This is a genomic window from Streptococcus sp. 17.1 (assembly GCF_016648655.1).
GTDB lineage: Bacteria > Bacillota > Bacilli > Lactobacillales > Streptococcaceae > Streptococcus > Streptococcus salivarius_E.
Genome location: NZ_JACLQM010000002.1, coordinates 1 through 26,528 on the forward strand (window position 1 = coordinate 1; position 26,528 = coordinate 26,528).

Annotated in this window: 25 protein-coding genes; 19 read left to right on the top strand and 6 right to left on the bottom strand. The window is 40.8% G+C overall.

Going from position 1 to position 26,528, the window contains the following annotated elements:
• The first annotated feature begins 59 nt into the window (after nt 1-59).
• The 4 genes from H7T99_RS01735 to H7T99_RS01750 are packed head-to-tail and all read left to right on the top strand — an operon-like array spanning nt 60 to nt 4,835.
• Nucleotides 60-2,657: an SEC10/PgrA surface exclusion domain-containing protein gene (locus H7T99_RS01735; protein ID WP_037600118.1), complete on the top strand. Its 2,598-nt coding sequence runs from the start codon at nt 60-62 to the stop codon at nt 2,655-2,657.
• Between the two features lie 42 nt (nt 2,658-2,699).
• Nucleotides 2,700-3,020 (top strand): hypothetical protein, encoded by a 321-nt coding sequence (locus H7T99_RS01740; protein ID WP_037600124.1) that lies wholly within the window; start codon nt 2,700-2,702, stop codon nt 3,018-3,020.
• 52 nt (nt 3,021-3,072) lie between these two features.
• Nucleotides 3,073-4,227, top strand: coding sequence for a DUF6287 domain-containing protein (locus H7T99_RS01745; protein WP_037600126.1), 1,155 nt, complete (start codon nt 3,073-3,075; stop codon nt 4,225-4,227).
• Between the two features lie 29 nt (nt 4,228-4,256).
• Nucleotides 4,257-4,835, top strand: a complete 579-nt coding sequence (locus tag H7T99_RS01750; RefSeq protein WP_201035943.1) for a hypothetical protein — start codon at nt 4,257-4,259, stop codon at nt 4,833-4,835.
• A 198-nt stretch (nt 4,836-5,033) separates the two neighbouring features.
• On the opposite strand, the gene def is transcribed toward H7T99_RS01750, so the two are convergent.
• A complete protein-coding gene (def, locus tag H7T99_RS01755; RefSeq protein ID WP_003095026.1) occupies nt 5,034-5,648 on the bottom strand; it encodes a peptide deformylase in 615 nt (204 codons plus the stop codon).
• 93 nt (nt 5,649-5,741) lie between these two features.
• Entirely contained in the window at nt 5,742-6,380 is a 639-nt protein-coding gene (locus H7T99_RS01760; protein WP_037600128.1) for a Crp/Fnr family transcriptional regulator, read from the bottom strand.
• A 107-nt stretch (nt 6,381-6,487) separates the two neighbouring features.
• Between H7T99_RS01760 and H7T99_RS01765 the strand changes: the two genes are divergently transcribed.
• Nucleotides 6,488-7,651 carry an MFS transporter gene (locus tag H7T99_RS01765; RefSeq protein ID WP_037600129.1) on the top strand — a complete coding sequence of 388 codons (1,164 nt, stop codon included), beginning with the start codon at nt 6,488-6,490 and terminating at the stop codon, nt 7,649-7,651.
• 141 nt (nt 7,652-7,792) lie between these two features.
• On the top strand, nt 7,793-8,062 hold the full coding sequence (rpsO, locus tag H7T99_RS01770) for a 30S ribosomal protein S15 (RefSeq protein ID WP_008535715.1): 270 nt from the start codon (nt 7,793-7,795) through the stop codon (nt 8,060-8,062).
• 537 nt (nt 8,063-8,599) lie between these two features.
• On the opposite strand, the gene H7T99_RS01775 is transcribed toward rpsO, so the two are convergent.
• The gene (locus tag H7T99_RS01775; RefSeq protein WP_002889749.1) at nt 8,600-9,190 is read right to left on the bottom strand and encodes a VanZ family protein; all 591 of its coding nucleotides are present in this window, start codon (nt 9,188-9,190) and stop codon (nt 8,600-8,602) included.
• A gap of 298 nt (nt 9,191-9,488) precedes the next feature.
• Here H7T99_RS01775 and H7T99_RS01780 point away from each other — a divergent pair, with 298 nt between their 5' ends.
• Nucleotides 9,489-12,056 carry an SEC10/PgrA surface exclusion domain-containing protein gene (locus tag H7T99_RS01780; protein ID WP_037600132.1) on the top strand — a complete coding sequence of 856 codons (2,568 nt, stop codon included), beginning with the start codon at nt 9,489-9,491 and terminating at the stop codon, nt 12,054-12,056.
• A gap of 88 nt (nt 12,057-12,144) precedes the next feature.
• On the opposite strand, the gene H7T99_RS01785 is transcribed toward H7T99_RS01780, so the two are convergent.
• Together H7T99_RS01785 and H7T99_RS01790 are read right to left on the bottom strand one after the other, a co-directional pair.
• A complete protein-coding gene (locus H7T99_RS01785; RefSeq protein ID WP_002883694.1) occupies nt 12,145-12,885 on the bottom strand; it encodes an amino acid ABC transporter ATP-binding protein in 741 nt (246 codons plus the stop codon).
• The gene (locus tag H7T99_RS01790; RefSeq protein ID WP_037600135.1) at nt 12,885-14,432 is read right to left on the bottom strand and encodes an ABC transporter substrate-binding protein/permease; all 1,548 of its coding nucleotides are present in this window, start codon (nt 14,430-14,432) and stop codon (nt 12,885-12,887) included. Before H7T99_RS01790 ends, H7T99_RS01785 begins: the two co-directional genes overlap by 1 nt.
• A gap of 205 nt (nt 14,433-14,637) precedes the next feature.
• On the opposite strand from H7T99_RS01790, the gene H7T99_RS01795 reads away from it, so the two are divergent.
• Nucleotides 14,638-15,492, top strand: a complete 855-nt coding sequence (locus H7T99_RS01795; RefSeq protein WP_002883622.1) for an undecaprenyl-diphosphate phosphatase — start codon at nt 14,638-14,640, stop codon at nt 15,490-15,492.
• 59 nt (nt 15,493-15,551) lie between these two features.
• Here H7T99_RS01795 and H7T99_RS01800 read toward each other — a convergent pair whose 3' ends face one another.
• Entirely contained in the window at nt 15,552-15,923 is a 372-nt protein-coding gene (locus tag H7T99_RS01800) for a DUF3021 family protein (RefSeq protein ID WP_002886434.1), read from the bottom strand.
• Nucleotides 15,924-16,129: 206 nt separating this feature from the next.
• On the opposite strand from H7T99_RS01800, the gene mecA reads away from it, so the two are divergent.
• From mecA to H7T99_RS01855, 11 genes are all read left to right on the top strand, one after another.
• A complete protein-coding gene (gene mecA, locus H7T99_RS01805) occupies nt 16,130-16,879 on the top strand; it encodes an adaptor protein MecA (protein ID WP_021143484.1) in 750 nt (249 codons plus the stop codon).
• A 3-nt stretch (nt 16,880-16,882) separates the two neighbouring features.
• Nucleotides 16,883-18,040, top strand: a complete 1,158-nt coding sequence (locus tag H7T99_RS01810) for a glycosyltransferase family 4 protein (protein WP_037600138.1) — start codon at nt 16,883-16,885, stop codon at nt 18,038-18,040.
• A 161-nt stretch (nt 18,041-18,201) separates the two neighbouring features.
• On the top strand, nt 18,202-18,972 hold the full coding sequence (gene sufC / locus H7T99_RS01815; protein WP_002883600.1) for a Fe-S cluster assembly ATPase SufC: 771 nt from the start codon (nt 18,202-18,204) through the stop codon (nt 18,970-18,972).
• 36 nt (nt 18,973-19,008) lie between these two features.
• Complete coding sequence (gene sufD / locus H7T99_RS01820; RefSeq protein ID WP_037600141.1) at nt 19,009-20,271, top strand: Fe-S cluster assembly protein SufD; 1,263 nt, start codon at nt 19,009-19,011, stop codon at nt 20,269-20,271.
• Nucleotides 20,272-20,324: 53 nt separating this feature from the next.
• Nucleotides 20,325-21,557 carry a cysteine desulfurase gene (locus tag H7T99_RS01825; protein WP_037600142.1) on the top strand — a complete coding sequence of 411 codons (1,233 nt, stop codon included), beginning with the start codon at nt 20,325-20,327 and terminating at the stop codon, nt 21,555-21,557.
• Nucleotides 21,544-21,975, top strand: coding sequence for a Fe-S cluster assembly sulfur transfer protein SufU (sufU, locus tag H7T99_RS01830; RefSeq protein WP_002883658.1), 432 nt, complete (start codon nt 21,544-21,546; stop codon nt 21,973-21,975). The genes H7T99_RS01825 and sufU overlap by 14 nt, the downstream gene beginning before the upstream one ends.
• Before the next feature lie 75 nt (nt 21,976-22,050).
• A complete protein-coding gene (sufB, locus tag H7T99_RS01835) occupies nt 22,051-23,469 on the top strand; it encodes a Fe-S cluster assembly protein SufB (protein WP_002883666.1) in 1,419 nt (472 codons plus the stop codon).
• Between the two features lie 173 nt (nt 23,470-23,642).
• Entirely contained in the window at nt 23,643-24,002 is a 360-nt protein-coding gene (locus H7T99_RS01840) for a hypothetical protein (protein ID WP_013989977.1), read from the top strand.
• Between the two features lie 80 nt (nt 24,003-24,082).
• Nucleotides 24,083-24,949 carry an Hsp33 family molecular chaperone HslO gene (gene hslO, locus H7T99_RS01845; RefSeq protein WP_037600144.1) on the top strand — a complete coding sequence of 289 codons (867 nt, stop codon included), beginning with the start codon at nt 24,083-24,085 and terminating at the stop codon, nt 24,947-24,949.
• On the top strand, nt 24,942-25,919 hold the full coding sequence (gene dusB, locus H7T99_RS01850) for a tRNA dihydrouridine synthase DusB (protein ID WP_002883588.1): 978 nt from the start codon (nt 24,942-24,944) through the stop codon (nt 25,917-25,919). The genes hslO and dusB overlap by 8 nt, the downstream gene beginning before the upstream one ends.
• 165 nt (nt 25,920-26,084) lie before the next feature.
• Nucleotides 26,085-26,528, top strand: coding sequence for a zinc-dependent MarR family transcriptional regulator (locus H7T99_RS01855; protein ID WP_037600147.1), 444 nt, complete (start codon nt 26,085-26,087; stop codon nt 26,526-26,528).

A 26,528-nucleotide genomic window follows, 5' to 3' on the forward strand; every position in this document is an offset into this window, starting at 1 on the left:
GGATAATTAGTGGGGTATTTTAATTAATGGGGTATTAATATGAAAAAAAGGAGTCTATGATGAATTCTAAGAAAATCATTTCATCAGTTTCTTTGGCGACAGCTGTCCTTGCGACAGGTATTCTTAGTCAAGAAGCACATGCTGATAGTGTTGACACTACTACGACAACTGTCAGTCAGGCACAGTCTCAACCAGTTACTGCAGAGCAAGTTGCATCTGCAAAAGCAAGTTATGATACGAATCAAGAAGCTCAAGCACAAGCTCAGTCTGTGGTTGACAGTAAAAAGCAGGCTTTAGACACTGTTAAAGCAAATACTACAACGGCACAAGATGCTGTTGCACAAGCAGAGACAGCTGCAGCACAAGCGACAGATGTTAATATTCAGGCTGCTAAAGAGGCTATCCCAACAGCTGAAGCTAAAGTACAGGCTGCTAAAGAAGCTGTTGTAACGGCAAAAACGGATGTAACTACAAAAGAAGCTAGTCAGTCGCAAGCACAAGAAGCTGTTAATGAAGTGCAAGGTAATGTGAATCAAGCTCAGAAAGCAGTTGTAGAAGCGACACAGATTCAGTCTGAGAAACAAACAGCGGTTGATACAAGTGCAAAAGAAGTTGAAACAGCTAAACAAGGTGTCGTCAATGCACAAGCTACAGTAGCTGAGAAGACCGATAAAGTATCACAAGCTGGACAGACCGTTGAAACAGCTAAACAAAATGATGCAAAACTTGACGCTGATACAAAAGAAGCTGAAATCCATGTTGAAAAAGCAGACCAAGCCGCACAAGTTGCGAAAAGCGAAGTTGCTACAGCAAAAGTGAAAGCTGACGAGACAGCACAAGCCCTTAAAGATGCTGAATTTAATCATCCAACACATGTTGTAATGTCTGATGAATTCAAACAAAACTTTAAGCAATATGCATTTGGGTCATTGTCGGATGAGGCATTAGATAAGACTATTGCGACAGAAGCAGCATCTCGTAAATTGAATGTTGATTATATGTCAACAATTAAAGACGATACAACTGGTCCAAAATACGATATAACTAATATCCCACTTGAATTACAAACAGAATTGAGCCAATATTTCGCATATTTGGTGAACGATGTTCGCCAACAACTTGGACAACCAAAACTTGTTGTAAATACTGACACTATTAAGTTTGCGACATTAGTAGCTGAAAAATATGATAAGAATCATGATCCATTTAGTGAACATGATAACAAAGCTATCAATGAAGCAGCAAAAGAAATGGGATACTGGTATAACCGTAAAAACACAACTAATGCTTATGAAAACTTAGCTGGAAATATTCCAGATTCAGCATATGATTTGGATTCTGACGGTAACAGTACTTACAAGATTGGTGACAAAGTTGAGTTAACAAAATCAGAATTGTATAAATTAGTTGCTGAAAATGTAAACCAATTTATTTATGAAGGTAGTTCAAATGGTCATTATGGCCATGCCATCTCATTAGTAACACAACCATCAGTAGGTATTTCATTCACGGTATCACACACTGACGAAGGTTTTGGTACCGTTCCTATGATTGAAACCCATGTTCTATGCACACCGTTGACGGATAAGAGAACAGGTGGACCATTGCTAGATGCTAGCAAGAATGTACCTGATTTGAAAATCCCAGATAAGCAAGCTGCAGAAGTTGCAAACCGTGCGGCACAAGCTGCATTGGTAACAGCAACAGCACAAGCACAAGCCGCACAAACACGTTTTGAACAAGCGAAAGCTGCATATGATGCATTGGTAGCAACACCACGTCAAACAGCTGATGCTGAAGCTAAATTGGTAACAGCAAAAGCTGAATTGGCAAATGCACAAACAGCACTTGAAGCAGCTGAAAACACATTGGCAACCGTGACAGCATCACATGCTGATAAAGTAGCCGCTTTGGATATGGCAAAAGCATCACGCGATGAAGCTGTAAATGCTTTGACAGCTGCGCAAAACAAATTAGATGTAGCTAATCAAGAATTAGCACAACGTGAAACAGCAACAACAGTAGCAAAAGCAAAACTAGCTGAACTTGAACAAGCTGTGAAAGATGCTGAGCAAGCAATAATAGATGCAAAAGCTACTTATGAGCAACTTGTGAAAGCTAAAGCTAATCTTGAAACTGCTCGACAAGCTTACGCCAAAGTAGTGTCAGCACAAGATGCTGCTCAAGTTGCCTATGACAAAGCAATTGTAGCATTAACAAATGCGAAAGCTCAAACGGCATTGAGTGGCACCAAGTATACTAACTTAAAAGCTGCCTATGATGCTCGTATTGCTTATGAAGAGGCTCAACGAAAGGCAAAAGAAGAAGAAGCGCTACGCCGACAAGCTGAGCGTGATGTTAAAGCTAAACAAGTAAGACAGGGTGTGAATGGTACCCAGTCTAATCGTGTGAACTCAAGTAAATATGTTGGAGTTCAAACATTTATGTCTTCAACAAATGAAGTTCATACGACATCATTTTCTGCAGCACAAGTAGCAACAGCAGAGGCGACGCAAGCAGTCGTAAACCGTCGTGGAACGACTGACTATCAAGCGCCACTCCCACAAACTGGTGAAGCTGATACAGCAGTTTATCTTTTAGCAGGACTAGGCATGCTTGGACTTGCGGGTGTGACAACTCGTAAACGTCGTGGATAAAGTTGACTTTCCATCATATTTATTGAATAGGGGTAATGTAATATGAAAAAGATGTTATTAGGTGTTTCTCTTTTAGCTATGAGTCTTGTTTTGGTAGCCTGTAGTTCAGGTCCTAAGGGAACTTATAAGGGAAAAACTATGGGAGTTGAAGTGACACTTAAGTCTGATGGTAAGAAAGCAACCATGACCTCAGAGGCAAACTTTTTAGGAATGAGTTCTTCTCAAGATGAAGAACTTACCATTGATAAGAAGAATAAGACTATGAAATCAGATAAAGGAATCACCTATGACTATACCTTGGACGGTGATAAATTAACTTTGACTGCTAAAGGTTTGAAAGCTGAATTAACTAAAGAAAAATAATAAAAGTGGAACTATCTAGATTGTGCTAGGTAGTTCCTTTTGAAAGGGTATTATGAAAAAGAAACTATTAAGTCTTGTATTGTTGTCTAGTCTGTTGCCACTTGTCGCCTGCCAGAAGCTACCGACATCACAGACGAAAATTAAAAATTCGACTTCAACAACTTCTCAAGTTAAAGAATCACAAAATGAGGCTCCTTCAACCTCAAGTAGTTCTAGTAAAAAAGAAGATAACGAAAAACTCTATGCATCTGTTCTAGACATTTATCGTCCGATTATTGTGAATAAAAGTGTATCTTCTGTTCCTAGTGGTCTCGCCACTGATGAAGCTTATGCAACTAATATTATTTTTGATGCGGTCAATGCAGGTGAAACTATTCAATATAGTTTCGCTGATATTAATAAGGATGGTAAGGATGAACTTCTAATTGGGTCTCCTGAAAAAGTACACGTTATTTATTATCTTAATAATACGGATCAGCCTGTGTTTGCTATTAGTGCTGGGACTTCTGCCAAGGGTGGTTATTTGACTGATATGAAGATTTACAGTGATGGTACTATCTACTGTCAACAATTCCAAAGAATGAGACCTGAAGCTAAGGCAGAAACTTATGAAATTAAGAATGGAGCTTTCAATCAGACACAGTCTGTTGACTTTAGTATGGCAGATACAAAAGATGGCACAAGTCTAGTTGGTCTTAGTGGTGCTAGTTTATTTGAACTAGGTCAGGAGTCATGGAAAGATTTTAGTGATTCCAATGACAGTCAGACTAGTACAAATGAAGCTAAGAATAACTCTAGCAGTAAAGAAAGTAGTTCAACTAAATTTGATGCTAAACAGTCTGGCATGGATATTAATGCTATTCAAAAAGGTGATTTCTCTAGTATTGCTGGGACTTGGAAAAATGGTAGAGGTGACACCTTGACCTTTGATAATAACGGTTTAGTTAGTGATAAAGAGAAGGTAGCGACTGAATATGCGAAATTTACAGATGGCTACCTCACTGCAAGTACTGGTCCAAAATCAGGCGTAGGACCTGGTGGCGCAGCTATGGCATTTCTTCCTACAGGTGTATTCTTAACGAGTGCTGTTACCTCATCGAATGACAACGTAGATGACCAATCAGACAAAAATAAGGACCGTATATGGACCGGTCAGTCGCTAATTGGAACAACTGATGATAGTTATTTTTATTATAAAGTAAACTAATTTTGTTAATGTATGTTAGAGGTTAAAATATGAAGCAACTTGGTAAGTGGCTGTTAGTTGGTGTAGTGACTATTATAGCTTTGAAATATACTTATGGTCTTCTTTACAATGTTTTTCAACCATTTAGTGATTTTTTGATCACACATTTATCTTTTCCTGATTGGTTAGCAAATTTCCTAGGCGGAACCTTTCATACTAGTGTCTATGTACTTGCTGTTTGGTGGTTTTCTGGCATCCTTGGTCTGATTCCTCGTCTTGGTCAGTTCATTGAAAAGTATGGTTGGGTAGTTTTTATTCTTTCGTGGTTTGGTATTAGTGCAACAATAATTATTGCCCTCCTAGTTCTGGCAGCTATAGCTATTTGTTATTTATTCTCAGAAACAATAAATGAGCCAAGTGAAAGTAACACGATATCGGGTGGTATGGATACTTCTGTTCAGAATAATATTCGCTGTCAAGATGACAGAAACAAGGCATTGGATGAACGTGACCGTATTGAGAGAGGTTTACTACATCAGAAACGTTGTGAAGAACGTGCGGGAAATCAAGCAAATGCACGATATTATCAGGATGCAATTGATGCTAATCGGAGGAATGCTCCTCGTTGATCGTCTTTCAGCCTTTGACCCAAGTTATATCAACCTTCACGGTAACGAAACACTTTGCAATATGCTTGTCTGAGGACAGGTTCACATAATGAAAAAAGAACTGACAAAGTCGGTTCTTTTCTACTTTAACCCAGCTATACGGAGGCACTAAGGCTTTATCTTCAAATTAAAACCTCAGTATTGCTACTGAGGCTTTCTTTATTCGATAATCAAGAGTCCATCTTTAATTGCGAATGGATTGTCTTTATTGATGCGGTCGTAGAACATGATACCGTTAGTATGGTCGATTTCATGTTGAACAACAATTGAGTTGTACCCACGGAGCTTAACACGTTGTTTTTCGCCCTCTTTGTTGTAGTATTCAACAGTTACTCGAGCATGACGAACCACATAACCAGGAACGTCGCGGTCGACTGAGAGGCATCCTTCTCCATCACCCAAAGCAGCATCCTGAACAGAATGGGCAACTACTTTAGGGTTGTACATGATTTCTTGAAGGCTATATGCTTCTTTTGGTGGATTACCTTCAGCGTCTTCAGGGTTTGGAACGAGAACCGCGATAATGCGTTTTGAAATATCCAATTGTGGGGCTGCAAGACCGACTCCCCCACGAAGCCCCATTTTTTCAGCAATAACAGGATCTTGTGAATTACGAAGAAACTGCATCATTTTTTCACCTAGGATAATGTCTTCGTCTGATAGTGGGAAGGTTACATCTTCAGCGACAGCACGCAAGGTTGGGTTTCCTTCGCGAATGATATCATTCATATCAATCATATGGCTGGCGCGGATAATTTTGGTTTGAGCGTCCATTTGTTTACCTCTATTTTCTTTGATTTACTTGTTTATAACTATAGCACAAAAGGGTTGAAAATTAAACCATCAATGGTTAAAGTGAGGCTTTTTCTAATCGATAAAAGCCAGTTTTTCCAAGGTTTGTCGTTGCAAAATACGATAGGTCTTAAAAGCTTCTTTTTCAATAATTCCTTGATCGATAAATTGTTTGATGACTCGTTGCACATGGCGATAGCTAGTCCCAAAACTGGCAGCTAGGATAGATGGTGATAGTTGAAAAACACCCTCTTCCTCAATACTCAACATATGAGTAGCCAGACGCTCTTTGACAGAGTAGCTTGCATTTGTTGAGGCAGTAATACCCTGTTTATGCAGTGCCATGGCTAGGTTATGCCCAATTTGATAGAGAAAAACGGGATCTTTGAGGAGCTCTTCTTTATTATTTAAAGGGAGCTGAACTGCTTGAACCTCTTCTAAAGCAATGACTGATGACCCTGCTGGTTGATTGGTCATGAGTTCTACATCTCCAAATATTTGTGGTTGGTTAAGCATTTCTAGGATATGTTCTTTACCATTGAAGAGAGAACGCACAATTTTTACCTTTCCTGACAAAATGTAGGTTAGCTCTGTGATAGCTTGCCCTTGGGTACAAATATAATCATTCTTTTGAAAGGTGACTTTCTGTAATTGGTCGAGGTAGGGGGGTGGAAAGACCTGATCAAGTTGAGGTCTTATGTCATGATTACGCATACATCTCCTTTTTTAGGACCTAGGTCCTATTTTTTAAAGTCTCCTTAGATTATAATGAAAAAATAACTATCAGACAAGTAAGGAAAGGATGTTCTAATCCCTATATTATGACACGAATTTTAGAAAAAATGAGCCTACTTGGGCTATCCTTGCTCTTGATTTCGGCCTTTTCGATTTCAACAGCGCTACCACCTATGTTGGACTACTATAGCCCAACCTTTTCTGCCGCGCAAGTGGAGCTTTTAGTATCTGTCCCTTCATTTTCCGTAGTAGCGATGCTCTTACTTAATTCATTTATTGACAAATGGCTAAGTGATAGACAGCTAATTGTGACTGGATTGCTTTTACTTAGTAGTGCTGGGATTTTTCCTTTTTTTGTACAAGCCTATCCTCTTGTCTTACTGTCACGTATTGCTTTTGGGATGGGGATTGGCCTTATCAATGCTAAGGCGATTGCCATCATCAGTCAACGCTTTCAAGGTAAAGAACGGGTTCAGATGTTAGGTATTCGTGGCTCCATGGAGTTGATTGGTGGAGCTTCGTGTTCTCTTTTGGTTGGTCAACTATTGAAAATCCATTGGACCTTTGCCTTTCTTATTTATGGTCTTGGTTTTGTGATTCTGACCATGTACCTCCTTTTTGTGCCAACGATGGATCAGGTGGAGAGGAAGCAGATTACAGAAAGTAAACAAGGTCTAAACAAAAAAGACCTTAGTATGATCCTTGGCATGGCCCTTTTAGCAGGATTTGTTATCTGTATTAATTCTTCGATTAGTTTGCGCGTGCCTCTATTTCAGGTTGCTGGTAATACCATTGCGAGTGGGCAATCAGCTTTAGTACTTAGTTTAGAGCAGGGAATTGGAATTGTAGCTGGACTAAGTTTCGCTTCTCTTATAGGATATTTTAAGAATCATCTTTTGCATATAGTGATGTTTTTATTGGCGGTTTGTCTCTTTGGGATGTCAGTGGCTAGTAACTTACCGATTTTGATTTTATCCTCAGTTGGTGTTGGTTTCTTCTATAGTACTGTTTTGACAATTATCTTTAACCGACTTTCTGAGCGTATTGCTAGAAATCTGTTGAACAAAGCGACAGCCTATGTCCTCTTGGGGTGTAACCTAGGGTCTGCCCTCTCTCCTTATGTTTTGAAATTATTGGCACTTGTATCTCCAAGTTTTAGTTGGATTTTCCTAGCCTATGCTATAGTAAGTTTCCTACTTTTCCTTGGGTTTTTGATGAAATCAAGAATGACAAAAAAGTCTAAGATGTAGAAATCTAAACAGTGAATCTTGTGATTGACAAAGATTAGTAGATAAGCTAAAATAGAGAGGTCGTAAAGACAAACCAACTCTTTCTTGGTTTTAGGAGAGCCAATCCTAAGACTCGGATGGAGCAAAAAAAGGAGAAAAAACATGGCAATCTCAAAAGAGAAAAAAAATGAAATCATTGCTCAATACGCACGTCACGAAGGTGACACTGGTTCAGTAGAGGTTCAAGTTGCTGTCCTTACTTGGGAAATCAACCACCTTAACGACCACATTAAACAACACAAAAAAGACCACGCTACTTACCGTGGTTTGATGAAAAAAATCGGTCACCGTCGTAACTTGTTGGCATACCTTCGCCGCACAGATGTTAACCGTTACCGTGAGTTGATTAGCTCACTTGGACTTCGTCGTTAATTCAAGATACAAAGACCGTTAAAAGCACAAAGCAAAAATAGGAAAATTGACGAAGAAACTTCAGTTTCTAGGAGATTTTATCTTTTTTGCCAAGTGCTTAGGTCATGTTCAATTGAATACGCGAAGATAGAACTGCTCTATGAAGGAGCGGTTTTTCTTTTTCACTAGGATTTTAGCCCGAGTTCAGAACAGCTCTCTAGATTTAGAGGGCTGTTATTTTTTTGGTTTATGTTCAATCCCCAAGATACAAAGGCCGTCAAAAGTACAAAGCAAAAATAGGAAAATTGACGAAGAAATTTTAGCTTCTAGGAGATTTTATCTTTTTTGCCAAGTGCTTAGGCCTTATTCAATTGAATACACGAAAATGGAACTGCTCTATAATGGGGCAGTTTTTCTTTTTCACTAGGATTTTAGCCCGAGTTCAGAACAGCTCTTTAGATTCAGAGGGCAGTTTTGCTGTATTCATCTAAGAATTTCTTACGATGATAGATCTATAGAGCAAGCAAAAGACCTCTAGGTTTAATTCTGGAGGCTTCTCTATCTTAAAATCTTTTTGATAACTGTTTGAAATTGAGGGAGTTGATGGATAGCGGTTCCGACAAGGATACCTAGCATATTTAAGGCGATATCTCCTAAATCAAAGACTCCCAAATGTCCAAAATACTGAATGGATTCGACGGTGAAAAGGGTCAGGAGACAAAGTAGGAGATTACTCAATCGTGAAGAAAAGAGGAGTCCCAGAGGAATGAACATTAATAGGTTCATGATGGGAACGAAGTGGCTCCCCCAGTATAATTCCCGAGCGAAGGAAAGGGGATTAAGTGAGAGACCTTGGGTACCAATGTTTTTCAAGAAAAGTAGGTAGAAGAGAGCAAGAAAGTAAATGAAGTAGAGTAGGAGCAGTGTCTGTTTTTTCAGCTGTCTAGTAAGAAGGAGTTTCAAAAAAGCATAGACAAAGTAACTAAGCAGGACTATGATGACTAGGTTTAGTAAGACTTGGAAGTAGGAGCCATAATGGGCGATGTAATGAACGTACTGTTCGAGATGGCCCCTATAAAACCAATAAGACAAGCACAGTGATAGGCTTCCTAGTAAGATGTTACTCAATGTTTTTAATGTTTTTGCCACTTTGCTCCTCCATTTGCATATGATGAGTACACATTATATCAAAAAAACGTTTAAAGAAAGTTAAGAAACTGTAACGAAGTTTTGATAGAATGGAAAGATAAGGCAGAATCAAAGACTAAAAAAGGACTTTGAAACAGCAACTCTACTTTTGACTAACAATTTAATGGTTTTTGTAAACAGGCTATGAAAGCTTATAAAATAATTAAATTTAAAAAATTAGGAGTCAGCATCTTGTTTCAGGATTATTAAAATGTTATTATATAGTAGTGAATTTTTAACATAAAAAGGAGTTCGTCTTATGAATAAAAAGGTTTTGGCGACAGCTGGAATTGCAGCACTTGCAGTTTCTGCTACAGTTGCTAAAGCTGATGAGGTAACGACAAACGATCAAGCCTCAACAACAGCATCAGTATCATCGACAGCTACACAAGCTGTCCCAACTCAAGCCCAAGTTGAAGCGGCTAGAGAACAAGCCAGCGCTGCAAATCAAGCAGTATCGCAACAAGAGTCAGTAGTTGCTAATCATGAAGCAGTTGCCAACCAGGCTCAAGCAAATCTAGCGACAGCAGATGCTAACTTGCAAAAGGCACAAACAGCAGCCGATGAAGCAAACCCAGAAACTATTGCTGCCGCTCAAGGTCAAGTAACTACTGCAGAAAATGCGGCTAAGGAAGCTAAGTCAGCAGTCGAAACAGCTCAATCAGCAGAAAAAACTGCCAAAGATGCAGCAGACAAACAGCAATCTGTCGTTAATACAGATCAAGCTAATGTCAATGCTAAAGCTAGTGAAGTTGCTAATGCTCAAAAATCAGTAGATGCTGCTAAAGCAGCTCTTAATGGTTCTAGCGCTTCTGAGGCAGCTTCTAACCAAGCTAAAGCACAATCAGTTTTTGACGCTGCAACAGCAGCTGAGAAAAAAGCTCAAGAAGAATTGGCAGCCGCTCAGGCAGCTGATAAAGAAAAAGCTACTGCTATCTCAGCTAAAGAAGGTCAATTGACTGCAGATCAAAATGCAGCAAACCAAGCTAAAGCAGCCTATGAGACTGCTCAAACAGTAGCTAATGAAAAGGCAGCTGCCCTTGCAGCCGCTGAAGCAGCTAAGAAAAAAGCAGAATCTTCAACAACTTTAACAGCTAATGTTCGTCAAAAATTCTCAGTGTCACAAGAGTATGTTAATGCCCTTAAGATTCATGAGTCTAAAACAGCGACAGCAGCAGAAATAGCTCAAGCTGAACAAGTCTTGAAGAACGTCAATAAACGTGATCGTGGTAACAATAGTTATCAAGATAATGAAGCGGATAAAAATGTTAAAATTAGTGATTTGAATAACCTTAGTGAAGCTCAAATTACAGATTTGTCATTGTATGCTTCAAGTTTGATTAACCAAATTCGTACAGCTTTTGGTACAACTCAAACATCTGTTTCAAAAGGTAGTGTTCTTGCAGCTGATCGTGTTTCAGATGGTTATGTAGCAGATAACTGGGGTTGGGAAGCTATTACCCATAAACGACATGATAGTGCGGCCCTTGACCGTGCTGGTAAGTCATTTAATAGTGTAAGTATTGGTGAAAACCTTAATACATGGCAAGGGTTGACAGGACCATTTACACTTAACGACATTAAGAAATATGTCTATGAAGCTATGCTTGACTTCATGTTTAACGGTAATGAGTGGAACCATGCCCGTTCTATCTCTGGACTTACAGCAGATGGTGGTGAGGCTTACATTGGTACAGATATCAGTGTTGTTGCCGGTGCCTTTAATGTTCACGTAAACAATGTCAACAAAAATTCTATCGCTTCTGATAGTAGCTTTGACACAACTAAGATTGCTAACCCATATGTAGGTAACTCATCTCAACCATCTTCAAATGCAAATCTTGCTGCTGCAAAAGCAGCTTATGAAGCTGCTAAGCAAGCTAACGATCAAGCTCAAAGTGATTTGGCTAGCAAGAAAGCGGCTTCTGAGTCAGCAACTCTTAAGCTTAAGAATACTCAGTCAGAACTTGCAGCTCTTAAAGCGACTGCAAGCAAGTTGGCAGCTGCTCAGAATAACCTTTCTGAAAAACAAGCAGCCCTTGCAACTGCTAAATCAGAATTGGAAAAAGCTAATGCTGCAGTTGAAAACCTTAATGCTAACGCACAAGAAAAAGCAGCAGCCCTTAGCAAAGCTAAAGCAACTCTTGATGAAAAACAAGCAGAGCTTCAAACAGCTAAAGATAAACTTGCGACAAGTTCTGCAACCTTGCAACGTTTGACAAATGCCTACAACGCTGCTAAGCAAGATACTGCTAAGAAACAAGTAGCATTGACACAAGCTAACCAAGCTTTGACTGCTGCTAAGAACCGTCTAGCAGCCCTTACAAATGCTTCAGGTAACCTAGCTAAGGCTAAAGCAGAACGTGCAACAGCCTTTGCCAAATTTACTGCGGCGAAAGCAGCTCTTTCAACTGAACGTGCGAAACTTGTTGAATTGTCAGCTAAGCGTGATAAATTAACGAGCGAATACACGACTGTTCAAACAGCCTTCGATAACTACATGAAAGCTAATGCAGACAAAGAGCGTCAAACACAATTGGCTAAAGAGTTCGCTAACATTACATCTAAAGGTCTTACACCAGTACCTGTTTACGATGTAGATGGTAAAGTTATTGCTTTCACAACACAAGAACAAGCAGCTCAAACTGTAGCCCAAGTTCCTGTTAATTATGGTCAAACAAAAGCTGAGAAACAAGCTCCTGTACAAGCAGCAGACAGCTTGCCAGAAACAGGTGAGTCAACTGCAGTTGGATTCAGTCTTGTAGGTCTCTTCATGACACTATTGGCTTTCCTTGGTTTCGTTGACAGACGTACACGTCGTAACTAATCATTATAGACAAAAAAACGGCAACTGCCGTTTTTTATATGTCTGAGAATCTAAAAAAGTTAAGGTCTAAACCTTAACTTTTTCGTTTTTAACCCAAGAAACGTTTGAGGAATTCCTTAGTACGTTCTTCTTTAGGATTTTCAAAGATTTGTTCTGGGCTACCTTGTTCAGCAATTACCCCTTTATCCATGAAGATGACACGGTCTGAAACGTCACGTGCAAACTCCATTTCATGGGTAACGATAATCATGGTCAAACCAGTTTCAGATAGCTCCTGCATAGTCTTGAGTACTTCCCCTACCATTTCTGGGTCAAGGGCTGAAGTTGGCTCGTCAAAGAGGATGGCTTCTGGATCAACAGAGAGGGCACGAGCAATCGCCACACGTTGTTTTTGTCCCCCTGAAAGTTGTTTTGGCTTAGCTTTCCAGTATTGTTCTCCCATACCAACTTTCTCCAAGTTAGCTTTGGCAATGCTTTCAGCTTCTTTACGATCACGTTTGAGAACGGTTGTTTGAGCTACGATAGCATTTTCCAAGACATTAAGGTTTTCAAAGAGGTTGAAAGATTGGAAAACCATACCGAGTCTTTCACGATAGGTCGTGAGGTCGTAACCTTTTTCAAGGACGTTGTCCCCGTGATAAAGGATTTCACCGCCGGAAGGTGATTCAAGAAGGTTAATAGAGCGAAGGAAAGTTGATTTCCCTGAACCTGAAGAACCGATAATTGAGATAACCTCACCTTTTTTGACGCTGAGGGAGATATCTTTGAGGACTTCATTTTTTCCATATGATTTTTTGAGGTTTTTGATTTCTAAAATCGTATCAGTCATTAGTGAACCCCTCCTTGTGTGTAAGTATCTTGATCCAAACGGCGTTCTACATAACGCAAGATGCGTGTCACTGTGAAGGTAAGGACAAAGTAGATTGCTGCGATAACAAAGAATGTTTGGAAGTATTGATAAGTTTGGCTTGCGACAGTGTTACCTGCGAAGTAAAGTTCCACAACAGAGATAACGTTCAAAACAGAGGTATCCTTGATATTGATAACGAACTCATTACCAGTAGCTGGCAAGATGTTACGGATAACCTGTGGAAGAACAATCTTACGCATGGTTTGACCGTGGGTAAATCCAAGAGCAGTTGCAGCTTCAAATTGTCCTTTATCTACGGCGAAGATACCACCACGAACGATTTCACTCATGTAGGCTCCGGTGTTGATAGAAACGATGAAGACAGCTGCTAGGGTACGATCAATATTGATACCAAAGGCTTGGGCAGTACCGTAGTAGATAACCATAGATTGTACAATCATTGGCGTACCACGGAAAACTTCGATATAGACATTAAGCACCCAACCGAAGAGTTTTTGGAGCAAGGCTACAAATTTATTAGCAGCCTTAGGAGCTGTGCGGTAAACACCAATCATAAGACCGATGAAAGTACCTACAACTGTACCGATAATTGAGATAAGAAGGGTAATTCCTGTACCACGTAAGAATTGTGGCCAGTTCTTAGCGATGATAGTGCTCATCTGACTAAAGAAGTTTCCTTTTTTAGCCTCATCAGTCTTATCTGCAGGTTGGATGTTAATGATGTGATCCATCAGTTTGACACGTTCCTCTTGGCTGATTCCAGCAAGGACCTTATTGACTTGCTCCATTTGTTGGCTGTCTCCTTTGCGAAGACCGACGGCCAAGGAGACGTCATCGTCTGAAACCTGGAAACCACCATCTTTAAGCGTAATCATCTTATATTTTGAGCTAGCTTCTTCGGCAGTTTTTGCTTCAGGACGCTCTGAAACATAACCATCGATGATACCAGATGCGAGGGCTTGGCGCATAGCCCCGAAATCACCCATAGCGGTTTGTTTGCTGACACCTGGGATTTGATCAATCAAATTATAGAGATAAACCCCTTGTTGAGCTGTGATTTTAGCATCCTTGAAGTCTTTGAGACTCTTAGCGTTGGCATAATCACCGTCTGAGCTGACAACCATGACAGGTTCGCTTCGGTAGTAGCTATCTGAAAAGTCGATTTCTTGACGACGTTCAGCTGTTGGACTCATACCTGCGATGATCATATCGATTTTGCCGGAAGTGAGGGCAGGAATCAAACCTGTCCAAGCTGTTTTAACCACCAAGGGTTTCTTCCCTTGAGCTTCAGCGATTTTTTTAGCAATCTGCACGTCATAACCGTTGGCATACTGTTTGGTACCTTCGATTGGAACGGCTCCGTTTGAGTCATCGTCCTGCGTCCAGTTGAAAGGTGCATAGGCAGCCTCCATACCGACACGGAGATACTCGTCTGCTTGAGCGCTTGATACTCCGCCAAAAACGAGGAGGAGCGCTGCAAAGCAGGCTATAATAATTTTTTTCATTGAAACAATGTCTCCTATAAAAATGTCATACCTTACTATTTTACAGGAAATTAGGATTAATGACAATAAGTTGGGATTAGAAAAACAATCTCTATATCAAGATTGTCTTCAAATACAAGTTGTAATTTGATATAATGGGAAGGACGATTTGGAGCCTTGATCATTTTTGGTGTGATGAGGCTAGCATTTTAAAACGGAGATAATTATGCAAACGGCACAATTTATTATTGAATTACTAAAAGCAGTCTTTCTTGGGATTGTCGAAGGTATCACTGAGTGGCTACCGATTTCATCTACAGGTCATTTGATTTTGGTGAATGAATTCTTGAACTTGAGACAAAGTAAGGATTTCATTGATATGTTTAATATCGTTATCCAACTTGGTGCTATTCTTGCGGTTATGGTCATTTACTTTAAACGTTTGAATCCCTTCCAACCTGGTAAGACAGCACGTGAAGTGCAATTGACTTGGCAACTTTGGCTCAAGGTGGTCATTGCCTGTATTCCTTCAGCCTTTTTTGGTCTTCTTTTAGATGACTGGATGGAGGCCCATCTCAGTAATTTCTTTGTAGTAGCTATCATGTTGGTAGTCTACGGGATTGCCTTTATTTGGATTGAGGACCGCAATCGACGTGTAGAGCCTAAGGTAACGGATTTGGCACGTATGTCTTACAAGACAGCTTTCTATATTGGTCTTTTCCAAGTCTTGAGTATCATTCCAGGGACAAGCCGTTCAGGTGCTACTATTCTTGGGGGTATCATCGTTGGTACTAGTCGTAGCGTAGCTGCTGACTTTACCTTCTTCCTTGGTATTCCAACCATGTTTGGTTATAGTGGACTTAAGGCGGTTAAGTATTTCATTGACGGGAATACCTTGACAGGTGGACAAGTGGCTATTCTCTTGGTAGCTAGTGTGACAGCCTTTGTTGTCAGCTTGTTCGTGATTCGCTTCTTGATGAATTACATTAAGAAACATGACTTCACTGTTTTCGGAAAATACCGTATCGTGCTTGGTATTATTGTGCTTCTTTATGGAGCTGTCAAACTTATTTTCGGATAATTACTTTTAAGTAAACTGAAAAGGACTTCAATTGAAGTCCTTTTTATCTGGTTTAGAGATTATTTGTGGATAAGTTTTCCAAAGATAAGGTAAGCTAGCAACCATAGGACCAGTCCACAAGTCAAGAAGCTAGCTAGGATTTTCAAGAAGTCCACGATATTATGCAAGGGATACCATCCGGACAAACAGAGAATTGGAAGGATGGTAACACACATGATTGAGAAGTGGAGAAGAGATTGCTGTTTGAGCGATAAACGGTTATCGTCGTAAATGGGTGCAGTTGCTAGTATGATGGCGACGATTAGCCCTGTAAGAAAGGTAGATTTGTTTACTTGATAAGGTTGCCCCGATAAGTAGAGAAAGAGCGTCAATAAACTCGTTATTCCTCCAGCAATGCTAGCTCGTAGCCACCCTTTTTTATAGGCAGTCATGGTCATCACCTCCATGTATATCTTCACTTTTATTATACTCCAATCTAGGATAGATGACAGGTATAAATGGGGAAATACAAGGTTTTGTTAGTATTAAGAAGTTTTTAGAAATCCTTTCCAAAATAAGACTCAAACTTGCTCAGAAATTGCTATCTCTTGGCTTTTCTAGTATAATGAAATAACTACTCGTGCGAGGTTTTTTACATATGGAAATGAAACAAATAAGCGAGACAACTCTAAAAATCATGATTACCATGGAAGATCTTGAAGAACATGGTATGGAATTGAAGGATTTCTTGATTCCCCAGGAAAAAACAGAGGAATTTTTCTATACTGTCATGGATGAGTTGGACTTGCCTGATAACTTTAAAAATAGTGGGATGCTGAGCTTCCGTGTCACGCCACGCAAGGATCGTGTGGATGTCTTTGTGACTAAATCAGATCTTAAGGAAGACCTTGATTTCAACGATTTGTCAGATATGGATGACTACTCAGGGCTTTCTCCAGAAGAGTTCCTCAAGGCTCTTGAGGGTAACTTTATGGACAAGGGTGACATCGAAGCACACCATAAGCTCGAAGAGCTTGAAAAGACCTTGGAAGAGGTTGATAAGGCTATGACAGAGCCTACCAAGGAAGTGGCTGAAGAAAATATTCGTGAAGACTATACCCACTATGTCTTGGCCTTCTCTGACTTTGATCAAGTAGTGACCTTTACACAAGGCTTGAAGGATGTACCTGTTGAAGGTTCTGAGCTTTATAAACTTGGGGATGTCTACTATATGACAATCCTTCTTTACTTGGCTGATGAGCCTGATTATTACGCGAACAATATGTATGCGCGTTTTCTTGAATATGCGAATGTGGCAGACCGAACACGTGCCTACCTGCAAGAGCATGCAACAATTTTGATGGAAGAGGACGCCTTACCGGTACTACAAGCAACGAAATGGAGCTAAGACATGCCTTGGACCATTAACTATATATTCGTTTTGATTGGGACCTTTTTGATCGCCATTGTGGCGACTCCTTTGGTACGCTCTTTGGCCTTACGTGTCGGAGCTGTTGACAATCCCAATGCAAGACGTATCAATAAAAAGCCAATGCCTAGTGCTGGTGGTCTAGCTATTTTGTTGGCCTTTGTACTAGCGACCTTGGTCTTTATGCCTATGATTATTCATAAGGATATCTGGCATGTTTCTTACATCAGGTACATTTTGCCGGTTGTTGTAGGAGGATCTGTCGTAGCTCTGACTGGTTTCATTGATGATATCTTGGAATTAAAGCCTCTACCTAAGATGCTTGGTATTGTCATTGGAGCTGTCATCGTTTGGGCATTTACAGACTTCCGATTTGATAGCTTTAAGATTCCATTTGGTGGTCCCATGATTCATTTTGGGCCGGTCTTGACCTTGATTTTAACGGTGTTATGGATTGCGGCCATCACCAATGCCATTAATCTGATTGATGGTTTGGATGGCTTAGTTGGAGGAGTTTCTATCATTTCCCTTATGACTATGGGGGTGATTTCTTATTTCTTCCTCTATGACACTGATATTTTCTTGACCATGACCATCTTTGTCTTGGTGGCTGCCATTATGGGATTTTTCCCTTACAATTATCATCCAGCGATTATCTATCTAGGTGATACAGGGGCGCTCTTTATTGGCTTTATGATTGGTGTCTTGTCATTGCAAGGGTTGAAAAATGCGACAGCGGTGGCTATTTTGTCACCTGTTATTATCCTTGGAGTGCCTATTGTTGACACAGTGGTGGCTATTGTCCGCCGTAAGTTGTCAGGGCGCCCAGCTATGGAAGCTGACAAGATGCATTTGCATCATCGTCTTCTAGCTATGGGCTTTACTCATCGTGGAGCGGTTCTAGTGGTCTATGCCATCGCTATCCTCTTTTCATTGATTGCCCTCTTGTTAAATGTTTCTAGCCGTCTTGGTGGTATTCTCTTACTCTTGAGTTTGATTTTGGGAATGGAAATTCTGATTGAAGGGCTTGAGATTTGGGGCGTTGGTCGAACACCTCTCTTCAATTTCCTAAAATTTATCGGGAATAGCGATTATCGTCAAGCAACCATGTTAAAATGGAAGCAAGGGCGAAAAAATTAAACATTTGAAAAGCCAAGTAATGGCTTTTTTGTTATAATGATTCTAATTAAGGAAAATGGAAGTTCTCTTTTTATTTTCCAGAAAATAGTAAGACTATTTTCAAAAAAATAATGCAAATTAGCGAGCAAGTGCTCGCTGTATATATGAAAAAGGAGTATACAATGTCTGTACTTGAAATCAAAAATCTTCATGTTTCTGTTGAAGATAAAGAAATCTTGAAGGGTCTTAATTTGACTCTTAAAACTGGTGAGATTGCTGCTATCATGGGTCCTAACGGAACTGGTAAATCTACTCTTTCAGCTGCTATCATGGGTAACCCAAACTATGAAATCACAGAAGGGGACATCCTTTTTGATGGCGAAAGCATCCTTGACTTGGAAGTTGACGAACGTGCACGCCTAGGTCTTTTCCTTGCTATGCAATATCCAGCTGAAATCCCAGGAATCACAAACGCTGAGTTCATCCGTGCGGCTATGAACGCTGGTAAAGAAGATGACGAAAAGATTTCTGTTCTTGATTTCATCACTAAATTGGATGAAAAGATGGAATTGCTTGGTATGCGTGAAGAAATGGCTGAGCGTTACCTTAATGAAGGTTTCTCAGGTGGTGAGAAAAAGCGTAACGAAATCCTTCAATTGCTCATGTTGGAACCTAAGTTTGCTCTTCTCGATGAGATTGACTCAGGTCTTGATATCGATGCCCTAAAAGTGGTTTCAAAAGGGGTTAACGCTATGCGTGGCGAAGGCTTCGGTGCTATGATTATCACTCACTACCAACGTCTTTTGAACTACATCACTCCAGATGTCGTACATGTAATGATGGAAGGTAAAGTGGTTCTTTCAGGCGGTCCTGAATTGGCTGCTCGTCTTGAGCAAGAAGGTTATGCGAAAATCGCTGAAGAGCTCGGTTACGAGTACCACGAAGAAGCGTAAGTCTGTTACTCGAAATAACTAGAAAAGGAGTAACCTATGTCAAAAGAATCTATTGTCGCTTTTTCACAAGCAAAAGCAGAGCCACTTTGGTTGCAAGACCTTCGTCAAGCAGCCTTTGATAAGCTTGAAAGTTTGGCTCTTCCAAAAATTGAGCGTGTTAAATTCCACCGTTGGAATCTCGGTGATGGAACGATTACTGAAAATGAACCATCAGCAAATGTGCCTGATTTTACAGCGCTTGGAAACAACCCTAAATTGGTCCAAGTAGGAACAAATACTGTACTTGAACAATTGCCAGCCGACTTGATTAGCCAAGGTGTGGTCTTTACAGACCTTACGACTGCTCTTGAGGAAATCCCAGAAGTCGTTGAAGCCTTCTTTGGTAAGGCTGTAGCCTATGATGAGGACAAATTGGCAGCTTATAACTATGCCTACTTCAATAGTGCAGCAGTCCTTTATGTACCAGATAATGTTGAAATTGACTTGCCAGTTGAAAGCTATTTTTACCAAGATGGAACTTCAAATGTTCCATTTAACAAACACGTTTTGATCGTGGCGGGTAAAAACAGTAAATTGACTTACCTTGAGCGTTTTGAAACGCTAGGTGAAGCGACTGAAAAAGCTAGTGCCAACATTTCGGTTGAAGTCATTGCTCAAGACGGTGCACAAGTTAAGTTTGCGGCTATTGACCGTTTGGGTGAAAATGTCACAACTTATATTAGTCGTCGTGGTCGTATCGGTCGTGATGCCAGCATTGACTGGGCTCTCGGGATTATGAACGAGGGCAATGTTATTGCTGACTTTGATAGTGACTTGATTGGTAATGGAAGTCATGCCAACCTTAAAGTTATTGGTCTTTCATCAGGTCGTCAGGTTCAAGGGATTGATACTCGTGTGACTAACTATGGTAACAACTCTGTGGGACATATCCTCCAACACGGTGTTATCTTGGAACGTGGTACTTTGACTTTCAATGGTATTGGTCACATTGTCAAAGGTGCTAAGGGTGCTGATGCACAACAAGAAAGCCGTGTGCTTATGCTTTCTGACAAGGCACGTTCAGATGCGAACCCAATCCTCTTGATTGACGAAAATGAAGTTACAGCAGGACATGCTGCTTCAATCGGTCAGGTAGATCCAGAGGATATGTATTACCTCATGAGTCGTGGACTTGATCAAGACACTGCAGAACGTTTGGTTATTCGCGGTTTCTTAGGAGCAGTTATTACTGAAATCCCAGTTAAAGAAGTGCGCGATGAAATGATTTCTGTAACTGATACAAAACTAAACAAACGTTAGGAACTATCGACGCAGATAGTCTAACCTATGATATATCTAGATAGGGAGATAAGATGTCAGCTTTAGATGCCTATAAGATTCGACAAGATTTTGCCATTTTAGATCAGGTAGTTAATGATGAACCTTTGGTATACTTGGATAATGCAGCAACGACCCAGAAGCCCCAAGTAGTTTTGGACACTCTCATGGCCTACTATCATGAGGACAATGCCAATGTTCACCGTGGTGTGCACACTTTGGCTGAGCGTGCAACAGCTGCTTACGAAGCTAGTCGTGAAAAGCTTCGTCAGTTTATCAATGCTAAATCAACCAAAGAGGTCCTCTTTACACGTGGAACGACAACTGGTCTTAACTGGATTGGTCGTTTTGCAGAGCAGGTTCTTGAGCCAGGAGATGAGGTGGTTATTTCAATTATGGAACACCACTCAAATATCATTCCTTGGCAGGAAGCTTGTAAGAAGACGGGGGCAAAACTTGTTTATGCCTACTTGAAAGATGGCCAATTGGATATGGAAGATTTGGCTAACAAGATTACTGAAAAGACAAAATTTGTCAGTCTAGCTCAGGTCTCTAACGTTTTAGGCTGCATCAATCCTGTCAAAGAAATTGCCAAGCTCGCCCACCAAGTTGGTGCCTATATGGTGGTGGATGGTGCCCAATCGGCGCCCCACATGGCCATTGATGTTCAGGATTTGGATTGTGATTTCTTCACCCTTTCTGGACATAAGATGTTAGGTCCAACAGGGATTGGGGTTCTTTATGGCAAGGAAGAGATTCTTAACCAGATGAATCCTATTGAATTCGGTGGTGAGATGATTGATTTTGTTTACGAACAGGAAGCCACTTGGAAGGAATTGCCTTGGAAATTTGAGGCTGGTACACCTAACATTGCGGGGGCTATTGCTCTTGGCGCTGCTGTGGACTACCTCTCTGCTTTAGGTATGGAAAATATTCATGCTTACGAGCAAGAATTAGTAGACTATGTTTTGCCTAAGCTTCAGGCGATTGATGGTCTGACAGTCTACGGTCCAGAAGATCCTAGCCAGCATGCAGGTGTTGTTGCCTTTAATATTGATGGGCTTCACCCTCATGATGTGGCGACCGCTCTTGACTATGAAGGAGTGGCAGTGCGTGCGGGTCACCACTGTGCTCAGCCTTTAATTAATCATTTAGGAATCTCATCAGCTGCCCGAGCTAGCTTCTATATTTATAATACTAAAGAGGATTGCGACAAACTTGTAGAGGCAATTCTTGCGACGAAGGAGTTTTTCAATGGCACTCTCTAGACTAGATAGTTTATATATGGCTGTTGTGGCCGATCACTCTAAGAGCCCTCACCATCATGGTGTTCTACCTGATGTGGAGCAACTTCAACTGAATAATCCGACTTGTGGAGATGTTATCAATCTGTCAGTAAAATTTGATGGTGACGTGATTGAAGACATTGCCTTTGCTGGTGATGGTTGTACCATTTCTACAGCGTCATCAAGTATGATGACGGATGCGGTTATTGGTAAAACTAAGGCAGAGGCTTTGGAACTAGCGGAGATTTTCTCTCTTATGATTCAAGGAGATCATAAAGATGAAGATAAGCTAGGTGAGGCTAAGCTCTTGGCGGGGGTTTCTAAATTTCCACAACGTATCAAATGTGCAACACTCTCTTGGAATGCCCTTAAAAAAGCTATAGAGAGAAGTGAGCTTTAGGAAGTCAAGGAGCAGTCAGTCTCCTTGCCCAAGCAAAAAGGAAAACGAATCAAACCCTTAATAAAGGAAAATACTATGACTGAAACAAATGAAAAAGTAGAACCAAAACCCATTGATTTGGGAGAATATAAATACGGTTTCCATGACGATGTGACACCAGTCTTTTCAACCGGAAAAGGAATCAGTGAAGACGTTGTCCGTGCCATGTCTGCTGAAAAGGGGGAACCTGAGTGGATGCTTGAATTCCGCTTAAAATCATTGGAAACCTTTAACAAAATGGCTATGCAAGAGTGGGGGCCAGACCTTTCTGGTATTAACTTTGATGACCTGACTTATTTCCAAAAGGCATCAGACAAACCTGCTCGTGACTGGGAAGATGTTCCTGAGAAAATTAAGGAAACTTTTGAACGTATTGGTATCCCAGAAGCAGAGCGTGCTTATCTTGCTGGAGCCTCAGCTCAGTATGAATCAGAAGTGGTTTACCACAATATGAAAGAAGAGTACGACAAGTTGGGGATTATCTTTACAGATACGGATTCAGCTCTTAAAGAGCATCCAGAACTCTTCAAGAAGTACTTCTCAAAACTGGTTCCGCCAACAGATAATAAATTTGCAGCCCTTAACTCAGCCTTCTGGTCAGGTGGTACCTTTATCTATGTACCTAAAGGCGTTAAGGTGGATATTCCGCTTCAAACCTACTTCCGTATCAATAACGAAGCAACTGCTCAGTTTGAACGTACTCTTATCATCGTTGATGAAGGTGCCAGCGTTCACTATGTTGAAGGATGTACAGCGCCAACTTACACAACTGCCAGCCTTCATGCGGCTATCGTTGAAATCTTTGCACTTGATGGTGCCTACATGCGCTACTCAACTATCCAAAACTGGTCAGATAGCGTCTACAACTTGGTAACTAAACGTGCTACGGCTAAGAAAAACGCAACTGTTGAGTGGATTGATGGTAACCTGGGTGCTGAAGTAACCATGAAGTACCCTTCTGTTTACCTTGATGGCGAAGGTGCACGTGGTACTATGCTTTCAATTGCCTTTGCCAATGCTGGTCAACACCAAGATACAGGGGCTAAGATGATTCACAATGCACCGCATACATCATCATCTATTGTTTCTAAATCAATCGCTCGTAATGGTGGTAAGGTTGACTATCGTGGACAAGTAACCTTCAACAAGGATTCTAAGAAATCGGTATCTCACATCGAATGTGATACCATCTTGATGGATGACTTGTCTAAATCAGACACTATCCCATTCAACGAAATCCACAATTCACAAGTTGCGCTTGAACATGAAGCTAAAGTTTCTAAGATTTCTGAAGAACAGCTCTACTACCTCATGAGCCGCGGACTTTCAGAACAAGAAGCAACTGAAATGATTGTCATGGGATTTGTGGAACCATTTACCAAAGAACTTCCAATGGAATATGCTGTTGAACTTAACCGCTTAATTAGTTATGAAATGGAAGGATCAGTTGGGTAAGAACTCTGATAATCTAAAGGGACCGGATGGTCCTTTTTGTTTTGGTTGAAAAATGAGGAAATGAGCTCTAGCTTAATGTTAGTGAAGCGCAATTGCAATGTTTGGAAAGCGTTTACAACTGATATTTAAAAAGATATAATAGATTTGAACAGCAAGTAATGGAGGTGACTAATATGGGAGTATATAACAGTGACTGGCTACTCAATCAGATTCGAGGGACAGCTAATGTCGTCAGCAAGGCTTTTAAATTTGAGACTCTGGATATTGATTTAGGTCAGGTGGAAGATGAGCAAGGGCACACTGTTGATGGAAATGACTACATTGATGATTTGTTAATTCACGAAAAGTATGATCAGGCGACAGCCTTCATTCATAGTCAACTCAAACGTTTGACGACTAATGACTATAATCTCCTTGTCAGCATCTATATTGAGTATTTGGAGAATTTGCCGCCATTAATAAAAGAAAAACATCAGCTTGATAATCGCCAAATAATGGACTGGAAAGCTAAACTGTCCGAGTTTTCATGGTAATTTGCTAGAGAGAGTGGGAGAGGAAACGCCAAGCGTTTACGACTTTTCCACCCTCTTTTTTGTGTTATAATAGAGACACTATGGATAAATTAATTAAAACAATTTCAGAATCAGGTTCTTTCCGTGCTTATGTTCTTGATAGCACTGAAACAGTTAGAACCGCACAAGAAAAACACAATACATTATCATCATCAACAGTTGCTTTGGGGCGTACTCTTATTGCCAATCAAATCTTGGCTGCTAACCAAAAGGGTGAAAGCAAAATTACAGTTAAGGTTATCGGAAACAGCTCTTTTGGTCATATCATCTCTGTAGCTGATACCAAAGGACATGTTAAGGGCTACATCCAAAATCCAGGTGTGGACATCAAGAAAACAGCGACTGGTGAAGTTTTGGTGGGTCCTTTCATGGGTCAAGGGCAGTTTGTCTCAATCATCGATTATGGAACTGGTAATCCTTACACGTCATCAACACCACTTATTTCTGGTGAAATCGGTGAAGACTTTGCCTACTATTTGACAGAATCTGAGCAAACACCATCTGCTGTTGGTCTTAATGTACTTCTTGACGAAGAGGATAAGGTTAAGGTTGCTGGTGGTTTCATGCTTCAGGTCTTGCCAGGGGCTAGCGAGGAAGAAGTCGCTCGTTACGAAAAACGCATCCAAGAGATGCCAGCCATTTCAACGCTTTTGGAGTCTGATGACCATATCGAAGCTCTCTTGAATGCTATTTATGGGGATGAGCCTTTCAAACGTTTGTCTGAAGAGGAGCTGAGTTTTGACTGTGATTGCTCACGTGAACGCTTTGAAAATGCCCTCTTGACGCTTGGTAAGGATGAACTTCAAGCTATTAAAGATGAAGATCACGGTGCTGAAATCATCTGCCAATTCTGCCAAAACAAGTATGAATTTTCAGAAGCTGACTTGGAGGAACTCATCAATGACTAAACTTAATTCGTCCTTCATGATTGGAAATGTAGAGATCCCTCACCGAACAGTCCTAGCTCCTATGGCAGGCGTGACCAACTCTGCCTTTCGTACCATTGCAAAAGAGTTTGGTGCTGGTCTTGTGGTGATGGAGATGATTTCTGAAAAAGGTCTCCTCTACAATAATGAGAAAACTCTTCACATGCTTCACATCGATGAGAATGAACATCCAATGTCTATCCAGCTTTTCGGTGGTGATGCTGAAGGCTTGAAGCGAGCAGCCGACTTTATCCAGACCAATACGAAGGCTGATATCGTTGATATCAACATGGGTTGTCCGGTCAATAAGGTAGTCAAAAATGAAGCTGGTGCCAAGTGGCTCAAGGATCCAGATAAGATTTACCACATTGTCAAGGAAGTAACGTCAGTACTTGATATTCCTTTGACTGTTAAGATGCGTACGGGTTGGTCAGACAGTGATTTGGCTGTGGAAAACGCTCTTGCAGCTGAGTCTGCAGGTGTTTCTGCTCTTGCTATGCACGGTCGTACCCGTGAACAAATGTATACTGGTCACTGTGACCATGAGACGCTGGCTCGTGTTGCTAAAGCTATTACTAAGATTCCATTTATCGGAAATGGTGATGTTCGTAGCGTTCAAGACGCTAAACTCATGATTGAAGAACTTGGTGTAGATGCGGTTATGGTGGGGCGTGCAGCTATGAACAACCCATACATCTTCACGCAAATCAATCACTTCTTCGAAACGGGAGAGGAATTGCCAGAGCTTCCATTTGATAAGAAGCTGGACATCGCTGAAGACCACCTCAAACGTTTGGTGGACCTTAAAGGTGAAAAGATTGCTGTTCGTGAATTCCGTGGTCTGGCACCACACTATCTTCGTGGAACAGCAGGAGCAGCTAAGGTTCGTGGCGAAGTCTCACGTGCCGAGTCTGTTGCTCAGGTCGAAGAAATATTTGCGACTTTGCGATAAATGTATATACATAATGAAAACTTGACCAACTTGGTTAGGTTTTTATTTTACTCTTATTCTTCCCTGATATTGATGACAGCGAACTGCTAATCTTTTTCTAGGTCTTCCCTTGCAAAACCTCTGTGTTTTCGATATAATTAACTGGTTAAGTAAATGGAGAAAGAAATGCTAGAACTAGAAGAACAAGTCAATCAATTGATTAACCAAATTTTGCTTAAGGCTGAGAATCAGCATGAGCTCCTTATTGGTCAGTGCCGTAGTCAGGTTAAGTTGACCAACACCCAGGAGCATATTCTCATGCTTTTGTCTGAGGGGCGAAAGACTAATTCTGAGTTGGCTAAGACTCTCAATGTCAGTCAGGCTGCTGTTACCAAGGCGGTAAAAACCTTGGTCAAAGAGGGCATGTTGGAGGCTAAGAAAGACAAGGATGATGGGCGCGTGACCTACTTTGTCTTGACACAAGAAGCTCAACCCATAGCCCGAGAGCATGAGGAACACCACCAAGAGACCTTGGGGGTTTATCGGTCTGTATTGGATCAGTTCGATAATCAAGAGCGTCAGGTTATTGGACGTTTCTTGACAACATTAGCAGAAAAAATCGAGGAATAA

What these genes read in the sequence shown, in the direction of transcription:
- H7T99_RS01735 (WP_037600118.1), top strand. Translation starts at nt 60, where the DNA reads ATGAATTCTAAGAAAATCATTTCATCAGTTTCTTTGGCGACAGCTGTC.
- H7T99_RS01740 (WP_037600124.1), top strand. Translation starts at nt 2,700, where the DNA reads ATGAAAAAGATGTTATTAGGTGTTTCTCTTTTAGCTATGAGTCTTGTT.
- H7T99_RS01745 (WP_037600126.1), top strand. Translation starts at nt 3,073, where the DNA reads ATGAAAAAGAAACTATTAAGTCTTGTATTGTTGTCTAGTCTGTTGCCA.
- H7T99_RS01750 (WP_201035943.1), top strand. Translation starts at nt 4,257, where the DNA reads ATGAAGCAACTTGGTAAGTGGCTGTTAGTTGGTGTAGTGACTATTATA.
- def (WP_003095026.1), bottom strand. Translation starts at nt 5,648, where the DNA reads ATGGACGCTCAAACCAAAATTATCCGCGCCAGCCATATGATTGATATG.
- H7T99_RS01760 (WP_037600128.1), bottom strand. Translation starts at nt 6,380, where the DNA reads ATGCGTAATCATGACATAAGACCTCAACTTGATCAGGTCTTTCCACCC.
- H7T99_RS01765 (WP_037600129.1), top strand. Translation starts at nt 6,488, where the DNA reads ATGACACGAATTTTAGAAAAAATGAGCCTACTTGGGCTATCCTTGCTC.
- rpsO (WP_008535715.1), top strand. Translation starts at nt 7,793, where the DNA reads ATGGCAATCTCAAAAGAGAAAAAAAATGAAATCATTGCTCAATACGCA.
- H7T99_RS01780 (WP_037600132.1), top strand. Translation starts at nt 9,489, where the DNA reads ATGAATAAAAAGGTTTTGGCGACAGCTGGAATTGCAGCACTTGCAGTT.
- H7T99_RS01785 (WP_002883694.1), bottom strand. Translation starts at nt 12,885, where the DNA reads ATGACTGATACGATTTTAGAAATCAAAAACCTCAAAAAATCATATGGA.
- H7T99_RS01790 (WP_037600135.1), bottom strand. Translation starts at nt 14,432, where the DNA reads ATGAAAAAAATTATTATAGCCTGCTTTGCAGCGCTCCTCCTCGTTTTT.
- H7T99_RS01795 (WP_002883622.1), top strand. Translation starts at nt 14,638, where the DNA reads ATGCAAACGGCACAATTTATTATTGAATTACTAAAAGCAGTCTTTCTT.
- H7T99_RS01800 (WP_002886434.1), bottom strand. Translation starts at nt 15,923, where the DNA reads ATGACTGCCTATAAAAAAGGGTGGCTACGAGCTAGCATTGCTGGAGGA.
- mecA (WP_021143484.1), top strand. Translation starts at nt 16,130, where the DNA reads ATGGAAATGAAACAAATAAGCGAGACAACTCTAAAAATCATGATTACC.
- H7T99_RS01810 (WP_037600138.1), top strand. Translation starts at nt 16,883, where the DNA reads ATGCCTTGGACCATTAACTATATATTCGTTTTGATTGGGACCTTTTTG.
- sufC (WP_002883600.1), top strand. Translation starts at nt 18,202, where the DNA reads ATGTCTGTACTTGAAATCAAAAATCTTCATGTTTCTGTTGAAGATAAA.
- sufD (WP_037600141.1), top strand. Translation starts at nt 19,009, where the DNA reads ATGTCAAAAGAATCTATTGTCGCTTTTTCACAAGCAAAAGCAGAGCCA.
- H7T99_RS01825 (WP_037600142.1), top strand. Translation starts at nt 20,325, where the DNA reads ATGTCAGCTTTAGATGCCTATAAGATTCGACAAGATTTTGCCATTTTA.
- sufU (WP_002883658.1), top strand. Translation starts at nt 21,544, where the DNA reads ATGGCACTCTCTAGACTAGATAGTTTATATATGGCTGTTGTGGCCGAT.
- sufB (WP_002883666.1), top strand. Translation starts at nt 22,051, where the DNA reads ATGACTGAAACAAATGAAAAAGTAGAACCAAAACCCATTGATTTGGGA.
- H7T99_RS01840 (WP_013989977.1), top strand. Translation starts at nt 23,643, where the DNA reads ATGGGAGTATATAACAGTGACTGGCTACTCAATCAGATTCGAGGGACA.
- hslO (WP_037600144.1), top strand. Translation starts at nt 24,083, where the DNA reads ATGGATAAATTAATTAAAACAATTTCAGAATCAGGTTCTTTCCGTGCT.
- dusB (WP_002883588.1), top strand. Translation starts at nt 24,942, where the DNA reads ATGACTAAACTTAATTCGTCCTTCATGATTGGAAATGTAGAGATCCCT.
- H7T99_RS01855 (WP_037600147.1), top strand. Translation starts at nt 26,085, where the DNA reads ATGCTAGAACTAGAAGAACAAGTCAATCAATTGATTAACCAAATTTTG.